This window comes from Streptomyces sp. NPDC048254, assembly GCF_043201895.1.
Taxonomy (GTDB): domain Bacteria; phylum Actinomycetota; class Actinomycetes; order Streptomycetales; family Streptomycetaceae; genus Streptomyces.
Window position 1 is genome coordinate 454967 of sequence record NZ_JBICZJ010000005.1, and the last position, 14647, is coordinate 469613.

16 protein-coding genes and 2 pseudogenes are annotated in these 14647 nt (G+C 72.8%); 13 read left to right on the forward strand and 5 right to left on the reverse strand.

Annotated features, from left to right (window positions below; translation table 11 throughout):
* Positions 1 to 113 precede the first annotated feature (113 nt).
* The 10 genes and pseudogenes from ACGFZQ_RS17395 to ACGFZQ_RS17440 all read left to right on the forward strand — a co-directional run bounded on the left by ACGFZQ_RS17395 (position 114) and on the right by ACGFZQ_RS17440 (position 7485).
* A complete protein-coding gene (locus tag ACGFZQ_RS17395) occupies positions 114 to 815 on the forward strand; it encodes a DUF2293 domain-containing protein (protein ID WP_393841096.1) in 702 nt (233 codons plus the stop codon).
* Positions 816 to 963: 148 nt separating this feature from the next.
* On the forward strand, positions 964 to 1443 hold the full coding sequence (locus ACGFZQ_RS17400; protein WP_393841201.1) for a DUF1772 domain-containing protein: 480 nt from the start codon (positions 964 to 966) through the stop codon (positions 1441 to 1443).
* Between the two features lie 222 nt (positions 1444 to 1665).
* Complete coding sequence (locus tag ACGFZQ_RS17405; RefSeq protein WP_393841097.1) at positions 1666 to 3153, forward strand: glutamate synthase subunit beta; 1488 nt, start codon at positions 1666 to 1668, stop codon at positions 3151 to 3153.
* Positions 3154 to 3448: 295 nt separating this feature from the next.
* Positions 3449 to 3952, forward strand: a pseudogene (locus ACGFZQ_RS17410) (PEP/pyruvate-binding domain-containing protein); the annotation flags it as partial.
* Between the two features lie 247 nt (positions 3953 to 4199).
* Positions 4200 to 5099 carry a hypothetical protein gene (locus ACGFZQ_RS17415; RefSeq protein ID WP_393841098.1) on the forward strand — a complete coding sequence of 300 codons (900 nt, stop codon included), beginning with the start codon at positions 4200 to 4202 and terminating at the stop codon, positions 5097 to 5099.
* 40 nt (positions 5100 to 5139) lie between these two features.
* Positions 5140 to 5649 (forward strand): PEP-utilizing enzyme, encoded by a 510-nt coding sequence (locus ACGFZQ_RS17420; RefSeq protein WP_393841099.1) that lies wholly within the window; start codon positions 5140 to 5142, stop codon positions 5647 to 5649.
* Positions 5649 to 6626 carry a hypothetical protein gene (locus ACGFZQ_RS17425; protein WP_393841100.1) on the forward strand — a complete coding sequence of 326 codons (978 nt, stop codon included), beginning with the start codon at positions 5649 to 5651 and terminating at the stop codon, positions 6624 to 6626. Before ACGFZQ_RS17420 ends, ACGFZQ_RS17425 begins: the two co-directional genes overlap by 1 nt.
* 246 nt (positions 6627 to 6872) lie before the next feature.
* Entirely contained in the window at positions 6873 to 7034 is a 162-nt protein-coding gene (locus ACGFZQ_RS17430) for a hypothetical protein (protein WP_393841101.1), read from the forward strand.
* A 45-nt stretch (positions 7035 to 7079) separates the two neighbouring features.
* Positions 7080 to 7148: pseudogene (locus ACGFZQ_RS17435) on the forward strand (hypothetical protein); the annotation flags it as partial.
* A gap of 97 nt (positions 7149 to 7245) precedes the next feature.
* Positions 7246 to 7485, forward strand: a complete 240-nt coding sequence (locus tag ACGFZQ_RS17440; protein WP_393841202.1) for a hypothetical protein — start codon at positions 7246 to 7248, stop codon at positions 7483 to 7485.
* An 18-nt stretch (positions 7486 to 7503) separates the two neighbouring features.
* On the opposite strand, the gene ACGFZQ_RS17445 is transcribed toward ACGFZQ_RS17440, so the two are convergent.
* The 3 genes from ACGFZQ_RS17445 to ACGFZQ_RS17455 all read right to left on the reverse strand — a co-directional run bounded on the left by ACGFZQ_RS17445 (position 7504) and on the right by ACGFZQ_RS17455 (position 9505).
* Entirely contained in the window at positions 7504 to 8286 is a 783-nt protein-coding gene (locus ACGFZQ_RS17445) for an SAM-dependent methyltransferase (protein ID WP_393841102.1), read from the reverse strand.
* 82 nt (positions 8287 to 8368) lie between these two features.
* On the reverse strand, positions 8369 to 8644 hold the full coding sequence (locus ACGFZQ_RS17450; RefSeq protein ID WP_089100964.1) for a DUF397 domain-containing protein: 276 nt from the start codon (positions 8642 to 8644) through the stop codon (positions 8369 to 8371).
* Positions 8645 to 9505 carry a helix-turn-helix transcriptional regulator gene (locus ACGFZQ_RS17455; RefSeq protein WP_393841103.1) on the reverse strand — a complete coding sequence of 287 codons (861 nt, stop codon included), beginning with the start codon at positions 9503 to 9505 and terminating at the stop codon, positions 8645 to 8647.
* 500 nt (positions 9506 to 10005) lie between these two features.
* Here ACGFZQ_RS17455 and ACGFZQ_RS17460 point away from each other — a divergent pair, with 500 nt between their 5' ends.
* The 3 genes from ACGFZQ_RS17460 (at position 10006) to ACGFZQ_RS17470 (ending at position 13611) form a co-directional block, all read left to right on the forward strand.
* The gene (locus tag ACGFZQ_RS17460) at positions 10006 to 10581 is read left to right on the forward strand and encodes an ATP-binding protein (RefSeq protein ID WP_393841203.1); all 576 of its coding nucleotides are present in this window, start codon (positions 10006 to 10008) and stop codon (positions 10579 to 10581) included.
* Positions 10578 to 11012 (forward strand): hypothetical protein, encoded by a 435-nt coding sequence (locus ACGFZQ_RS17465; protein WP_393841104.1) that lies wholly within the window; start codon positions 10578 to 10580, stop codon positions 11010 to 11012. The genes ACGFZQ_RS17460 and ACGFZQ_RS17465 overlap by 4 nt, the downstream gene beginning before the upstream one ends.
* A gap of 736 nt (positions 11013 to 11748) precedes the next feature.
* Complete coding sequence (locus tag ACGFZQ_RS17470; protein ID WP_393841204.1) at positions 11749 to 13611, forward strand: ABC transporter ATP-binding protein; 1863 nt, start codon at positions 11749 to 11751, stop codon at positions 13609 to 13611.
* An 18-nt stretch (positions 13612 to 13629) separates the two neighbouring features.
* Here ACGFZQ_RS17470 and ACGFZQ_RS17475 read toward each other — a convergent pair whose 3' ends face one another.
* Together ACGFZQ_RS17475 and ACGFZQ_RS17480 are read right to left on the reverse strand one after the other, a co-directional pair.
* Positions 13630 to 13809, reverse strand: coding sequence for a hypothetical protein (locus ACGFZQ_RS17475; protein WP_351732789.1), 180 nt, complete (start codon positions 13807 to 13809; stop codon positions 13630 to 13632).
* A gap of 154 nt (positions 13810 to 13963) precedes the next feature.
* On the reverse strand, positions 13964 to 14608 hold the full coding sequence (locus ACGFZQ_RS17480) for a DUF899 domain-containing protein (protein ID WP_393841105.1): 645 nt from the start codon (positions 14606 to 14608) through the stop codon (positions 13964 to 13966).
* Between the last annotated feature and the right edge of the window lie 39 nt (positions 14609 to 14647).

Genomic DNA, 14647 nt, shown 5'->3' on the forward strand with positions numbered 1-14647 from the left:
GGGTATGGCCGGCGGCGACCGGGTCGTGCTCCTGTTCCCGGCCGAACCGCCGGTCGTGCGGCCGTCGCCGTGCGCACGTGGGATACCTCGTCCGAAAGGGGAAAGAACCGCATATGACGCGCCTCGCAACTCCGCCTCACCACGGTGGACTTCTGGTGGTGCAGCCCCTTCGGCACAAGCGGTGTGCGGCTTGCCGGCGGGGGCCGTTGTCGTTGCTGGTGCTGGAGGACGGGGCGCCGCGGTGTCTGGAGTGTGCCGATCTCGGGCATCTGGTGTTCCTGCCGCGCGGGGACACCGCGCTGACACGGCGGTCGCGGGAGGAGAGCACGCTGTCGGCGGTGGTGGTGCGGTTCAACCGGCGCAGGAGCCGGTACGAGCGGCAGGGCGTCCTCGTCGAGGAGGCCGCGCTGGCCCGGGCCGAGGCGCGGTGTCTGGCCGATGCCGAGGCGCGGCGGCGGCGCCGGGCGCGGGACGCGAAGCGGCGGGCGGTGGAGGATGTGCGGTTCACGGAGGCCTTCGCGGCGGAGATCCTGCGCCTGTTCCCGGGCTGTCCGGTGGGGCGGGCCCGGGCGATCGCGACGCACGCCTCGCTGCGGGGCAGCGGGCGGGTGGGGCGGACCGCGGCCGGGCGGGCGCTGACGGAGGGGGCGGTGATCTCGGCGGTGGTGGCGGGGGTACGGCATGTGGACACGCCGTACGACCAGCTGCTGATGAGCGGAGTGCCACGGTACGAGGCGCGGCGGCGGATCGCGAGGACGGTGGAGGCGGTGCTGCGGGAGTGGGAGGCCGGGGTGGAGATCCGCCTGACCGGCTGACGCCGGGCAGGGCGGCTGACCGGTGGAATCCGGCAGGGCAGCTGACCTACGGAGGCCGGGCGGGGCAGGTAGGAGGCAGGGCGGACGTGGGCATTGACCTGAGTGGCGGAGGTGTCCGGGGCGAGGGGCGAGAGTGAGTGTGGTGATCGTGATCGACGGGCCGAATTACGTACTGGTCCTGCTGGGGGTACTGGGGACCGGGCTGGTGGCGGGGGTGTTCTGCGGATTCTCGACGTTTGTGATGCGCGGGCTGGCCGCGCTGCCGCCGGCGCAGGGGGTCGCCGCGATGAACGCGATCAACCGGGCCGCGGTGACCACCGCGTTCATGCTGGTGTTCGCCGGGTCGGCGGTGCTGTGCGCGATGATCGCGGTGGTGACGTTCGTGGTGTGGCCGGACGAGGGGAAGACGGAGCTGCTGCTGGGCAGCGCGCTGTATCTGTTCGGTTCGTTCGGGCTGACCCTGGTGGCGAACGTGCCCCGGAACGAGGCGCTGGCCGGTCTGGAGCCGGGCACCCCGGAGGCCGCCTCCTACTGGCCGGCGTATGTGCGTGAGTGGACGCGGTGGAACCATGTGCGCACCCTCGCGTCGGCCGCGGCGGCGGTCGTCTATGTACTGGCCCTGTCCTGAGGGAGGCATGGGAGAAAACTGACGCCCGGCTGACCCCCGGCTGACCTCGGCCTGGCTCCTGGCTGGACCCTGGCTGGCTCCCGGCTGGCGATCGCCTGAGGAAGCCCCGGCAGAAGGTGCTGCCGGCCACTCTGCGGGCGCATCCGAGCGGACGTATCGTGGCCGAAAGAGCACCGCCCGATGACGCACGGCCTGGGGCAAACGCACACGAGGAAGTCGACCATGGCCGATCCCAAGGGTTTCATGACCACGCCGCGGGAGGAGTGGCCGCGGCGGCCGGTCGAGGAGCGGGTCCGGGACTGGGACGAGGTGTACGTCCCCGGAGCGCTGCTGCCCATCATCAGCAAGCAGGCGGACCGCTGCATGGACTGCGGGGTGCCGTTCTGCCACGACGCGTGTCCGCTGGGCAACCTGATCCCCGAATGGAACGACCTGGTGTCGCGGGAGGACTGGCGGGCGGCGGGCGACCGGCTGCACGCGACGAACAACTTCCCCGAGTTCACGGGGAGGTTGTGTCCGGCGCCGTGCGAGGCGGGGTGTGTGCTCGCGATCAACCAGCCGGCCGTCACGATCAAGAACGTCGAGTGCGCCATCGCCGACCGGGCCTGGGCGGAGGGGTTCGCCTCGCCGCGGCCCCCGGAACGGCTGTCCGGGCGGACCGTGGCGGTGATCGGGTCCGGTCCGACCGGGCTCGCGGCGGCGCAGCAGCTGACCCGGGCCGGTCACACCGTCGCCGTGTACGAGAAGGACGACCGGCTGGGCGGGCTGATGCGCTACGGCATCCCCAGTTTCAAGATGGAGAAGCACCATCTGGAGCGGCGGCTGGGGCAGATGCGGGCCGAGGGGACGAAGTTCCGTACGTCGGTGGCGGTGGGGCGGGACATCGAGGCGGCGGAGCTGCGGGCGCGGTACGACGCGGTGGTGATCGCGACCGGGGCGACGGCGTGGCGGGAACTTCCGGTGCCGGGCCGGGAGTTGGACGGAATACACCAGGCGATGGAGTATCTGCCGCTGTCCAACCGGGTGGGCGAGGGGGATCTGGCCCGGTCGCCGATGTCCGCGGCCGGCAGGCATGTGGTGATCGTGGGCGGGGGTGACACGGGGGCGGACTGTCTGGGGACGGCGGTGCGGGAGCGGGCCGCGTCGGTGACCCAGCTGGACATCTACGCGCAGCCGGGGACGGAGCGGGACGAGGACGTCGAGCCGTGGCCGACGTACCCGAAGATCTACCGGCTGTCGGCTGCGCACGAGGAGGCGCGGGACCTGGAGACGGCGCCCGCGGCGCACGCGGACGCGCGGTTGTTCGCGGCGTCGACGCTCCGCTTCACCGGCGACGCGAGCGGGCATGTGCGGTCGCTGCACCTGACGGAGGTGGACGCGGCGCGGCAGCCGGTGCACGGGACCGGGCGCACGCTGCCCGCCGACATGGTGCTGCTCGCGCTCGGTTTCTCGGGACCCGACCGGGAGGACGGGCTCATCGACCAGCTGGGGGTGGTGATGGAGCCGCGCGGGACGATCGCCCGGGACGCGGAGTTCACCACGAACGTAACCGGTGTGTTCGCCGCCGGGGACGCGGCGCGCGGGCAGTCGCTGATCGTCTGGGCGATCGCGGAGGGGCGGGCGGTGGCGGCGGCCGTCGACCGCTACCTGACGGGGAGTTCGCAGCTGCCGACGCCGATATCGCCGTACGACCGGCCGATGTCCGTGTAGGTGAGAGCGGGGTGCGCGGGCGGGTTCTCGGTCCTGTGGAGGAGGCGGGAGTACTGCCGGAGGAGGAGCGCAGGGGCATGCTCTCCGCCCGGCTCACGAAATCCCCTTCCGGTGGGCCGGAAAGTGGACTGCGAGCGGCTTGGAGTTCAACGCCGGTGGGATGATGGCCGTAGGAGGCGTGTCGCGGCCGGCCGGGAGTGGGCCGTCGTGGGGCGCCCCCATCCTTCGTTCCGCCGTCAGGCGCAGGGCCACCCCCGCGCGTCCCCCTGTAGGCGGTCGGTCCTGGAGGGTGTTGATGACGACGCTCGACGAACGTCATGGGCTGGCCGAGGCGCAGGAGCCCGTCGCCGTACCGCTGGACCGGCCACTCGCCGCGCTTCCCCTGCGTGCCGATTCCAAGGCCGCCAACCTCGCCCGGGCCGCCGGTGCCGGGCTCCCGGTGCTTCCCGGGTTCGTGATCCCCGACGGCGCGTTCGGCGACACGGCCGCGCTGCGGCGGGCCTGGCTGGAACTCTCCGGCGGGGGCGGCCGGCCGCTGGTCGTACGGTCCTCCTCACCTCAGGAGGACACCCGATCGCCGTCGCTGGCGGGGCAGTTCGCGTCCGTGCTGGGGGTGCGCGGCTGGGCGGACTTCGGTACGGCGGTACGGACGGTGCTCGACTCGGCGCGCAGGCCCGACGGAACCGTCGCGCCCATGGCGGTACTGGTGCAGCCGATGCTGACCGCCCGGGTCGGCGGGGTGATGTTCGGGGCGGATCCCGTGGCGGGTCGCGCCGACCGTCTGCTGGTGAGCGCGGTGCGAGGCGGGCCGGACAGGCTGGTCGGTGGTGAACTGGCGGGAACCAGCTACTGGTTGAGCAGGTGGGGGCGGCTGCTGCGCACCGAAACGTCGGACACCGGCGCGGTCCTCACCCGCGGCGAGCTGGCGCGGCTGGCGCGCCTCGCGCGGCGGGCCCGGCGGGTGTTCGGGGGGGCCGCAGGACATCGAGTTCGGGTTCGACTGGGACGGGCGGCTGTGGCTGTTCCAGAGCCGCCCGATCACGGCGATGGCGAAACGACCGTCGCGCGGGGCGCGGTTGCTCGGTCCCGGACCGGTCGCGGAGACGTTGCCCGGGCAACTCCTGCCGTTGGAGGCGGACTTGTGGGTGACGCCGATGGCCCGGGGGCTCGCCGCCGCGCTGGACATCGGGGGCAGCGCACCGCGCCGGCTGCTGCGGACGGTGCCGGTGGTGACAAGCGTCGGCGGACGGGCCGCCGCCGACCTGCGTCTGCTGGGGGCGGCGCCGCCCGCGCACCGGTGGCTCGCCCTGCTCAACCCGGCGCCGGGAGCGCGCCGGCTCGCTGCCGCCTGGCGGCTGGGCCGGCTGTCCGTGGCGCTGCCCGGCCTGGCCACGGATCTCGTGGCCGACGTGGACCGGCACCTGGCCGAGATCCCGGCGCCGGCGCGGCTGCCCGCCTCCGGCCTCGTCGCCGAGCTGCGCTGGACGCGCGCGGCCCTGGTCTCGCTGCACGCGCAGGAGGCCCTCGCGGGTGCCCTGCTGCCCGAGCCTGCGCAGAGCCGCACGGCGGCGGGCGCGGCCCTCGCGGCCCTGGCGGAGACCCGGGCCCGGGGCGTACCCGACGTCCGGGCGGCCACCGTGGCTCCGGTGATCCTGACCCTCACCGCGCCGGGCCTACGGGGGCCGGGGCGGCTGCCGGGCGGCACGGCGGAGACGGCGGAGACGGAGGAGACGGCGGAGAGGGCGGAGACGGCGGAGCCAGCACGGCTCCGGCCGGTGGGCGGGGCCGGGGCGGTGGCCGAGGGGGCGCGATCCGGGTTGCCCGACCGGCAGGAGCGGCCGCTCGGAGGTGCCGGGAAGGTGCCGTCGGGAGGGAGCCGTCGCGGGTCTCTCGCCGGCGAGCCCGAGTGCTGTCATGCCCCTGGCCCCCGTCCTCCCGCCGCGTGAAGCCCTGCGGCTGCGGGCTCGGCGGGTTCAGGAGCTTCAGGTGCGGCTCGTCCGGGAGGCGGCGCGGCGGCTCGGGGTGGCCGTGGAGCGGGTCGGGATGCTGCGGTGGCCGGAGCTGATCGCCGTACTCGAAGGTGCCGCGTTTCCCGCCGATGCGCACGCGCGCGTGCCGGAGCCCGAGTCGCCGCCCCTCCCGGACGCCTTCCGGCTGGCGGACGGCGAGGTCGTCGCCGAGCGCACCTGGGGCGGCGCGGGGCGGGGGGTGTCCGGCGGGCGTGCGGTCGGGACGGTGTGGGACGGGTCCGGGCCCCGGCCGGCGGACGCCGTGCTCGTCGTACGGACCCTCGATCCCGCGCTCGCCCCGCTGCTGCCCGGGCTCACCGGACTGGTCGCGCAGACCGGCAGTCCGCTGTCCCATCTCGCCGTGCTGGCACGGGAGTTCGGGGTGCCGGCCGTGGTCGGGGCGGCGGACGCGGTGGGGCGGTTCCCGGCGGGCTCGCGGATCGCCGTCGACGGGACCGGTGGTGACGTACGGCGGGGAGGTGAGTGATGCGGCGGATCGCCTATGCGTTCGGCGGACTGGCCGCCGCGGGAGCGGGGACGTACACGGTCGTCTATCTGTACCGGTGGCAGTGGCAGCGGGCCATCCTGTGCGGCGTGCTGCTGCTCGTCGTCGTCGTCGAGGTGATGCTGCTCGGCATCGTGCTGCTGGGGCGGCTGACCCGGATCGAGGAGCGGCTGCGGGACGGCGAGCTGCGGCAACGGGAGGCGACGGGACGGCAGGAGGAGGTGCTGTCGCGGTTGCGGCAGACCGTGCCCCACCAGGAGGCCACCGCCCGCTTCCGCTGGCTGGAGGACACCGCCGACCGGATCTACGTCTTCGTCCCCGTCCTCATGGTCACCGGCGTGCTGCTGTCCGGGCTCGCCTGGCTGGTGCAGCGGATCGCGTCCGCGACGGCCCGGCCCGCCGAACGGCGGCTGGCGGGGCGGCTGGCCGTCCTCGTCGCACCCGCGCCCGGCCCGGACCGTCGTCCAGAGGACCCGAAGGGGCCGGCGGGCTCCGGGCACCTGGACGGCCCGCGGGACTTGGAGGACCTTCCCGCACTCCCCCGTCCCGCCCGGGGCCGTGTCGCCCGCCTGGCCGCCGTCGCCGTCGCCGGAGCCGTCCTGCTCGGCGCGCTCGTCGTCGGGCTCGCCGACCTCACCCAAACCCGCGAGCAGCAGGCGAACGGCAACGAGGCGACCTCCGTGCTCGTCCAGGTCGACACCCGCGGCGCCGGGATGACCGGTGAGCGCCGTGCCCTGGCCGCCGAGCAGGTGTGGGAGCGGTGCCGGGACTCGACGTCCGTGCCGTTGCGCCACGCGACGCTCGGGGATCTGGGCAACGGCATGTTCGCCGGGGTCGTACGGCCCGCGCTCACCGAGCACGACCGTATGCGACTGCGTGGCTGCCTGGAGGACACCACCCTCGACCGCGCGCACCTCACGGTCGTCGGCATCGGGGACGCGGACGCCGACGACGACTGAGCCGAACGCCGGAACACGCCAGCACGCCAAGTCACCACATCGCCAAATCACCCGGACACCGGAACGCCGGAACGCCGGAACGCCCTGGGATGAACAACTCACCCGTCCCCGCCCCGGGGTTACGATGCGGAAGCGCCCCCATCCCCGATTCCCCCGGGTCGCCCTTGGCTGCCGTTCGCCCCTTCCGTCCCCGCCGTGCGCTGCCCCGGCGCGTGCTGATGACGGTGCTCGCCGTCGTCCTCGGCTATGTCGCCCTATGGGGCACCGGCGCACTGGGGGGTCCTCGGTCTCTCGTACTGGGCGCGGCAGGAGACGCCGCCGCCCGCGGGGACCAGGACCGTGCAGGGCATCCGGCACTTCCAGCCCGTCGACGCGCAGGGGCTGTTGTGGCGCGGCTCGGCGCCCTAGACGGCCGACTACCGGGCGCTGGCGGGCCTGGGGTTCACGACGGTCGTGGACCTGCGCGCGGAGGATCTGACCGCCGCCCAGCTCGCCGGGCCCGGCGAGGCCGGTCTGGACGTCGTGCGTCTGCCCGTCCGCGACGGGCAGACGCCGAGGCCCGGGCAGGTCCAGCGGCTCGCTCCTGGGCGTCGTCGCGGACGCGCCGGGGCGGGTGTTCGTGCACTGCGGTGCCGGGGTCGGGCGGACCGGGACGATGGCGGCCGCGTATCTCGTGGAAACCGGGCAGCAGTCGCCCGGGGCGGCGGTCCGGCGCAATCTCGCGGTCGGACCGCCGTCGATCGAGCAGATCTACTACGGGCTGAGCCTCGGCCCCGGCCGGATGCGGCAGCCGCCGTTCCCGGTGGTGACCGTCAGCCGGCTGGTGGACGCACCCAGGCGCCTGTGGTCGCGGCTCTGACCTGTGCCGATGGAGCCGTTACGGCTTCCGCCCCACCGCCCCGTAGCCCGGAATCACCCCGTCGTCCTGCCCCGGCACCGGCTCACCCAGCTCCGGATGCCAGTGGTGGACCACCGAGACGCCGGGGTCGACCAGGTCCAGTCCGTCGAAGAAGCGGCCGAACTCCTCCTGGGAGCGCAGCGCCAGGGTGACTCCGGCGGCTTTGAGTTTCGCGGTGGCCGCCGCCGACTCCTCCGGGGTGAAGTCGGCGGTGGCGTGGGTCATCGTCAGGTAGCTGCCGGACGGCAGTTCGGCGAGCAGCCGGCCGACCAGCTCGTGCGCCCCGTCCTCGTCGGGGACGAAGTGGAGCAGGGCGACGAGCGACAGCGCGACCGGGCGGTCGAGGTCCAGGATCTGGCGTGCGCCGGCGACGATCGCCGCCGGGTCGCGCACATCGGCCTGGAGGTACTCCGTCGCGCCCTCGGGCGTGCCGCGCAGCAGGGCAGCCGCGTGGGCCAGCACGATCGGGTCGTTGTCGCAGTAGACGACCCGGGTCTCGGGCGCGACGCCCTGGGCGATCTGGTGCAGGTTGGGCTCGGTCGGGATGCCCGTGCCGATGTCCAGGAACTGCCGTACGCCCTGCTCGGCCAGCCACCGGGTGGAGCGGTGCATGAAGGCGCGGTTGACCCTGGCCATCACCGGCACCCGGGGGTCGAGGGCCAGCATCTGCCGGCCCATCTCCTCGTCGACCGGGTAGTTGTCCTTCCCGCCGAGGTACCAGTCGTACATCCGCGCGGGATGCGGCTTGCTGGTGTCGATCACGAGGCACTCCGTAAGCGTCTGACGCGGTCGATGATCAATTCAGCACCATTACAAAGAAGTTGAACAAGAAAAAGAAGCAGCTTCAGGAGAGCAGGAAGTCGGCCTCCCCCGCTTTGGCGCCCTCGATGAAGGCCGTCATCTCGTCCGTGGTGTAGATCAGCGCCGGTCCGTCGGGGTCGGTCGACTGACGGACGGCTATCCGGCCGTCGGCCAGCTTCATCGCCTCCAGGCAGTTGCCGCCGTTGCCGCCGCTCCACGGCTTGTGCCAGCCCTCGCTGCCCAGTTCCCGGGCGGGCATGCCGTTGTAGATCCGTTCGGTGCGGTTCCGTGGCCCGGACTGGGGTTTGATGCGATCCATTCACAGCTCCTTGCGGAGATCCCGGAGGATCTCCTTCGTGCGTTGTGCCGTAGCGGCCTGCGCCGCCATGCGGTCCATGACCTCGAGGTGGGTCGCCACCTCGGCGCGCGCGTCCAGGTAGACGGCGCCGGTCAGGTACTCGCTGTAGACCATGTCCGGCAGTTCGGGCATGGCGAATCGGAACAGCACGAAGGGCCCGTACGTCCCCGGGTGCGGCCCGTTCTCGAACGGGGCGACCTGGAGAGTCACATTGGGCAGCTTCGTGACCTCTAGCAGCCGGTCGATCTGCGCGCGCATCACCTCCGGGCCCCCGACCGGGCGGCGCAGGGCGGTCTCGTCCATCACGGCCCAGAAGCGGGGGGCGTCAGCACGGGTGAGCAGATCCTGGCGTTGCCTGCGCAGGGCGACATGGCGCTCGATCTCCTCCGGCTGGGTCTGGCCGACGGCCCCCGACTTCAGCACCCCGCGCGCGTAGTCCTCGGTCTGCAGCAGCCCGGGCACGAAGTGCGGCTCGTAGGAGCGGATCAGGCTCGCCGCACCCTCCAGGCTGACGTACATGGAGAACCAGCCAGGCAGGATGTCGTGGAACCGCTGCCACCAGCCGGGCTGGTTGGCCTCCTCGGCGAGCCGGACGAAGACGTCGGCCTCGTCGTCGGTCACCCCGTAGGCCTTCAGGAGCAGTTGGAGGTACGGGATCTTGAGGGCGACCTCGGCCATCTCCATACGGCGGACGGTGGCGGGCGCCACCCGGAGCACACGGGCGGCCTCCTCGCGCTTGAGCCCGGCACGTTCACGCAGGTCAAGGAGGCGCCTACCGAGGACCACCTGGCCCACGGTCGGCGCGGACCGCGGCTCGCTCACGCTCCACCTCCACGAAGTTCCCTGACCGGACCGCCACTTGCGCTCGTCGGCGGCACAACCGCCGCCACATACAGGTGTCACCCGGCTTCAGGTGTCAGCGGCATGCTGACAGCCCAGCGGCGCCATTCGAAGACTCATTCGAAGATCCGACGGGACGACCAGGCCGACAGGGTGACCGAATTGACCAGAAAAACCGGAAACTCCCGGTTAGGTCGCATCAATCGCATTGGCCGGATCGGTCCGCCGGATCCTCACTGATCCCAACTGGCGCCGCTCGACATGCTGTTGCGAGCAGTGTGCCACGGCCCCTCACCGCGTCACACAGCACTCTGCATTTTTCAGAGTGACTCTTGCCAAGTGTTCACGGCGGGGCGATAGTGGCAAGCGTGATTCCGTCCGCGCCCTTAGGAACAGACGCCGCCGAGGACCGTCTCGGCCTCGGCGCTGCCGCGGTTGTCGCCCCTGGTAGGGGCGCTGCCGAGCGCCGGTTCCGGTTCGAGCTGGCCGCTCATCCGGGTTCCCCCGCCCAGGCGAGACGCCTGGTGCGTGCCCGGCTGACCGGCTGGTCGGTCTGCGCGGACACCTGTGACACCGCCGTACTCGTCATCTCCGAGCTGGTCACCAACGCGATCGTGCACACCGCGAGCAGTCGCGTGGTGTGCGAGTTGCACGACCACGACGACACGGTGCGGATTGCCGTGCACGACGAGGGCTGTGCACCCGACGAGCCCCACCCGTCCCCGCAGCGTCCGGACGAGGAGCACGGGAGGGGGTTGCTCCTCGTCGAGGCGCTGTGCCGGGCGTGGGGGGCTCAGGAGCACGGTCCCGGGCTGCTGGTCTGGGCGGAGCTGCCGCGCCAGACCGATGCCGCCCAGGACACCGCCGAACCCCGCAACGACCTGGGGTGGGGCGCCCGCCCCGACCCGGGCCCGTCGCGTGGCTCGTCCCGCGGGCCCTCGCGCGACCCGTCGCACGGGCCCGCGCACAGCCCGGTCCACCGTCCCTCGCCCGGTTCCGGGGAAGAGGGGCAGTCGGAGGCGGCGCTGCGCCCGGTGCCCGGGCGGAGGCAGGCGTGAACGGCATCCCCGGTTCCGGCCGGTCACTGGGCCTCGACACCCTGGTCCGGCTGCGACGCGGCCGGCGGCCGGCGGCCGAGAGCGACGCCCGCCGGCTCCCGGTGCCCGAGGGCATGACGACGCCGCTGGGCTGCGACGCCGTGGCCGTACCGGCGCGTCTCGGGCCGCTGGTGACACCCCGACTGCCCCGGGTGGGCTGCGTGTACGCCGACGGCACGCACTGGTGGTGGATCGTCCCGTCGGACTCCGACTACGCCCTCAGCTGGCCCGCCCCGGTCCACTACAGCCCGGGTGCCCCGCTGCCCGGCGGCGCCCGGCTGATCCACCGCCCCGAGGGCACGGTGCCGTACACCCCGCCGATTCCGCTCTACCTCGCCCTGTGCCGGGTGACGGGGACGACACCGGAGTGGTCCCGCCCACTCAGCGCGTGACCGCTGCGCGGCTTCGGCCGACAGGGGCGCGAAACCGACCGCCGGAAGACCGGCTCGGCCGTCCGACACGCGGACCGACCCAGCCCTCCGGAGCAAGGACCCGCTCAGCCCCTCGGCCCGAGGACCAGCTCAGCCATACGGAGCAAAGACCCGCTCGGCCGACCGGAGCAAGGAACCACTCGACCGCTCGAACCGAGGACCAGCTCAGCTGCTCGGCACGCGGACCCACTCAGCCCTCCGGAACAAAGACCCGCTCAGCCGCTCGGCCCGAGGACCAGCTCAGCCATACGGAGCAAAGACCCGCTCGGCCGTCCGGAGCAGGGAACCACTCGACCGCTCGAACCGAGGACCAGCTCAGCTGCTCGGCACGCGGACCGACCCAGCCCTCCGGAACAAAGACCCGCTCAGCCCCTCGGCCCGAGGACCAGCTCAGCCATACGGAGCAAAGACCCGCTCGGCCGACCGGAGCAAGGAACCACTCGGCCGTTCGGGGCAAAGGCCGGCTCGGCCGTTCGGCACATTCCCGGTCCGCCGCGTCCTCGCCCGCACCCCCGGCGCACTCCCCCGCGCCCCGCGAGCCCTGTCGCACGCCCTGCCCGGCGGGCTCCGTGGCCGCGATAGTGGCCGTTCGTCGACGGCCCTGGGGAGGAACTCGGTGACGAAGAGGCGGGACACGGCGGCGTCCGAGGTGTCGGAGTCGGAGCGGCTGCTGTTCGGGGGGCCGCTCCGCTACGACATGGGATGGAACCAGCACCGGGACGCCTTCCTGGAGCTGGACCTCCGCGCGATGCTGACCCGACTGCCCGGCATGCTCATGTCCAGCCTGCGGCTGGCCCGCCAGGCGGACGCCGGCGCCGCGCGTGTGGTGCTGGCCGCACAGGTGACCATCGGCGTGACCCAGGCCGTGAGCCTGCTGGCCGTGAACAGCGTGCTGGGCCGGCTGATCGGCACCGGCACCATCGAGGAACGGCTGCGCGGCGCCGCCCCCGCCCTGGTGGTCATGGCCGCCGTGCTGTTCCTGGCGGCCTTGCTGCGCGCCGCGTCCACCTACGCGACCGGCCGCCTGGAACCCAAGGTCGAGCGGGTGGCGACCGAGATGTACCTGGAGCGCGCGGCGGCCGTCGAGCTCGCCGCGATCGAGGACCACGCCTTCCACAAGCTGCTGGACACCGCGCAGTACGGCGCCTCCTCCGCCCGCCGCATGATCATGTACGGCACGCGTGTGGTGAACGCGATGATCTCGCTGATCGCGGCGGCCGGCGTACTGACCGTGCTGCACCCGGCCCTGCTGCCGCTGCTGATCACCATGACGATCCCGAGCGCCTGGGGCGCCCTGACCAACGCCCGGCGCCGCTACGAGTCGTTCCACACCTGGGTGCAGCACGCCCGCGCCGGCCATCTGATCAGCGCCCTGCTCACCGAGCCGGAGGCGGCGCCCGAGATCCGGGTGCACGGGGTCGGCCCGTTCCTGCTGCGGCACTTCCGGGCGATGTCGGAGACGGCGGAGGCGGAGCAGGCCCGGCTGGCCCGGCTCGCCGCCCGTACCGGCCTGATCGCGGCGGCCTGGACCGGCCTCGCGACCGCCGCCACGTACGCGACGCTGGGCGCGCTGCTGCTGAGCGGGGCGATGGCCCTGTCGGTGGCCGGTACGGCGGTGATCGCGATCCGCACCGGCTCGGCGAGCCTCAACACGCTGGTGCTGGAGATCAACACGCTGCACGAGGAGGCGCTGTTCGTGGGCGACCTGGAGCGGCTGTACGTCGAGGCGGCCGAGCGGGCGATCCCGACCGGCGGCGACCCGCTCCCGGAGGATCCGCGGGAGATCCGCTTCGAGAACGTCACGTTCACCTATCCGGGTGATGCCACCCGCCCCGCCCTGGACGACGTCACCCTCGCCCTCCCGCTCGGCCGGATCGTCGCCCTGGTCGGCGAGAACGGCTCCGGCAAGACCACCCTGGTCAAGCTGCTGGCCGGGCTGTACCAGCCGGACCGGGGCCGCATCCTGTGGGACGGAGTCGACGCGGCGCGCGCCGACCGGCACCGGCTCGCCGAGCGCATCGCGATGGTGGCCCAGGACTTCAAGCGCTGGCCCTTCACCGCCAAGGTCAACGTGGCCGTCGGCCGTTCGTCGGCGCCGCTCACCGAGGAGCGGCTGGCCAGGTCGGTCTCGGAGGCGGGCGCGGAGGAGGTGGTCGAGGATCTGCCGCGCGGTCTGGACACCCTGCTGGCCCGCAACTTCAGCGGCGGGCACGAGCTGTCCGGCGGTCAGTGGCAGCGCCTCGGCATCGCGCGGGCCGCCTACCGGCGCGGGCGCATCCTCATCGTGGACGAGCCGACGGCCGCCCTGGACGCCCGGGCCGAGCTGGAGGTCTTCGAGAAGATCCGCGCGCTGGCGGGCAGCGGGCAGACCGTCGTACTGATCACGCACCGGCTGGCGTCGGTCCGGCACGCCGATCTGGTGCACGTCCTCGACCAGGGCCGGGTCGTGGAGTCCGGGACCCCCGACGAACTCCTGGCGAGCGGCGGTGTCTACGCGGAGCTGTACGCGCTCCAGGCGGATCAGTTCACGGCCAAGGTTCCCGCCCGGAAGGTGGGTTAGCCGAGGGCTAGCCGAGGGCTAGCCCAGGGCTCCGTCGCCGCCGCGCACGATGACCAGGAACGTGTCCGTCGCCAGGTCCATCACGACCTCCGCGGGCATGCCTTCGAGTCGCCGCGCGTGCGCGAACTCCTCCGCCGGCCATGATCCTCGCGGTCCGCCTGCGGGAAAGCGTTCGAGCACCGTTCGCCCGTTCACCATCCTGCACCTCCAGAAGTGCGTCGTACTTGTAGGAGTTAACGCTCTGGAGAACACGAATGGCTCGCCCGGTGACGGTACTGAGACATAGCCGACACGCCACCGGCGCGGAGGGTGAGAGTCCGTTGACTTTCGGCCACTTTCGTGACCGCTTGTGTCAGTCCTCGTACTCGTCGTGATAGCGCACCCGGTCGCTGCCCGCGGGCACCCGGCCGAGCGCCGTCAGGTCGAGCAGGGAACTGGTCGAGCCGAGTCCGTCGAGGCCGCGGTCGTGGGCGGAGTAGGTGTGGAAGACCCGGTCGTGTTCCCGCAGGAAGCAGCTGATCCCGGGCCGCTCGACCGCTTCGTCGTCGACCACGAGGGTCGCCCCGAAGTCGCGGTTGAAGTCGCTGTGGTGGGAGGAGTACCAGGGCAGGGTCCAGCCCATCCGCGCCTTGAAGGGCAGGATCCTGGTGAACGGCGCCCGGGACACCACCGCGAACGAGGTGCCGCGCGCCCGCAGATGGGCGAGGTGGCCGATCTGGTCCAGGAACGCGGAGCAGTTGGGACAGCCGGCCTCCCACTCCGGGGCGAACATGAAGTGGTAGACGATCAGCTGGGCCCGCCCCTCGAAGAGGTCGAGCAGCGTGACCTTGCCGTCACCGCCCTCGAACACGTACTCGGGGTCCACCTCGACCATCGGGAGCCGGCGCCGCTCGGCGTTCAGCACGTCCCGCGCGCGCGTGAGCGCCTCTTCCTTCAGCAGTAACTCCTCACGCGCGGCACGCCACCGCTCACGCGAGACGATCTCCGGAAGCGACATGGGCCCTCCTGTACGACGGTCGGTTCCGGGTGGTGACCG

Coding starts and splice junctions, on each gene's coding strand:
- ACGFZQ_RS17470 (WP_393841204.1), top strand. CDS start 11,749: ATGGGATGGAACCAGCACCGGGACGCCTTCCTGGAGCTGGACCTCCGC.
- ACGFZQ_RS17430 (WP_393841101.1), top strand. CDS start 6,873: ATGTCGCCCTATGGGGCACCGGCGCACTGGGGGGTCCTCGGTCTCTCG.
- ACGFZQ_RS17395 (WP_393841096.1), top strand. CDS start 114: ATGACGCGCCTCGCAACTCCGCCTCACCACGGTGGACTTCTGGTGGTG.
- ACGFZQ_RS17450 (WP_089100964.1), bottom strand. CDS start 8,644: ATGGATCGCATCAAACCCCAGTCCGGGCCACGGAACCGCACCGAACGG.
- ACGFZQ_RS17475 (WP_351732789.1), bottom strand. CDS start 13,809: ATGGTGAACGGGCGAACGGTGCTCGAACGCTTTCCCGCAGGCGGACCG.
- ACGFZQ_RS17405 (WP_393841097.1), top strand. CDS start 1,666: ATGGCCGATCCCAAGGGTTTCATGACCACGCCGCGGGAGGAGTGGCCG.
- ACGFZQ_RS17480 (WP_393841105.1), bottom strand. CDS start 14,608: ATGTCGCTTCCGGAGATCGTCTCGCGTGAGCGGTGGCGTGCCGCGCGT.
- ACGFZQ_RS17425 (WP_393841100.1), top strand. CDS start 5,649: ATGCGGCGGATCGCCTATGCGTTCGGCGGACTGGCCGCCGCGGGAGCG.
- ACGFZQ_RS17415 (WP_393841098.1), top strand. CDS start 4,200: ATGGCGAAACGACCGTCGCGCGGGGCGCGGTTGCTCGGTCCCGGACCG.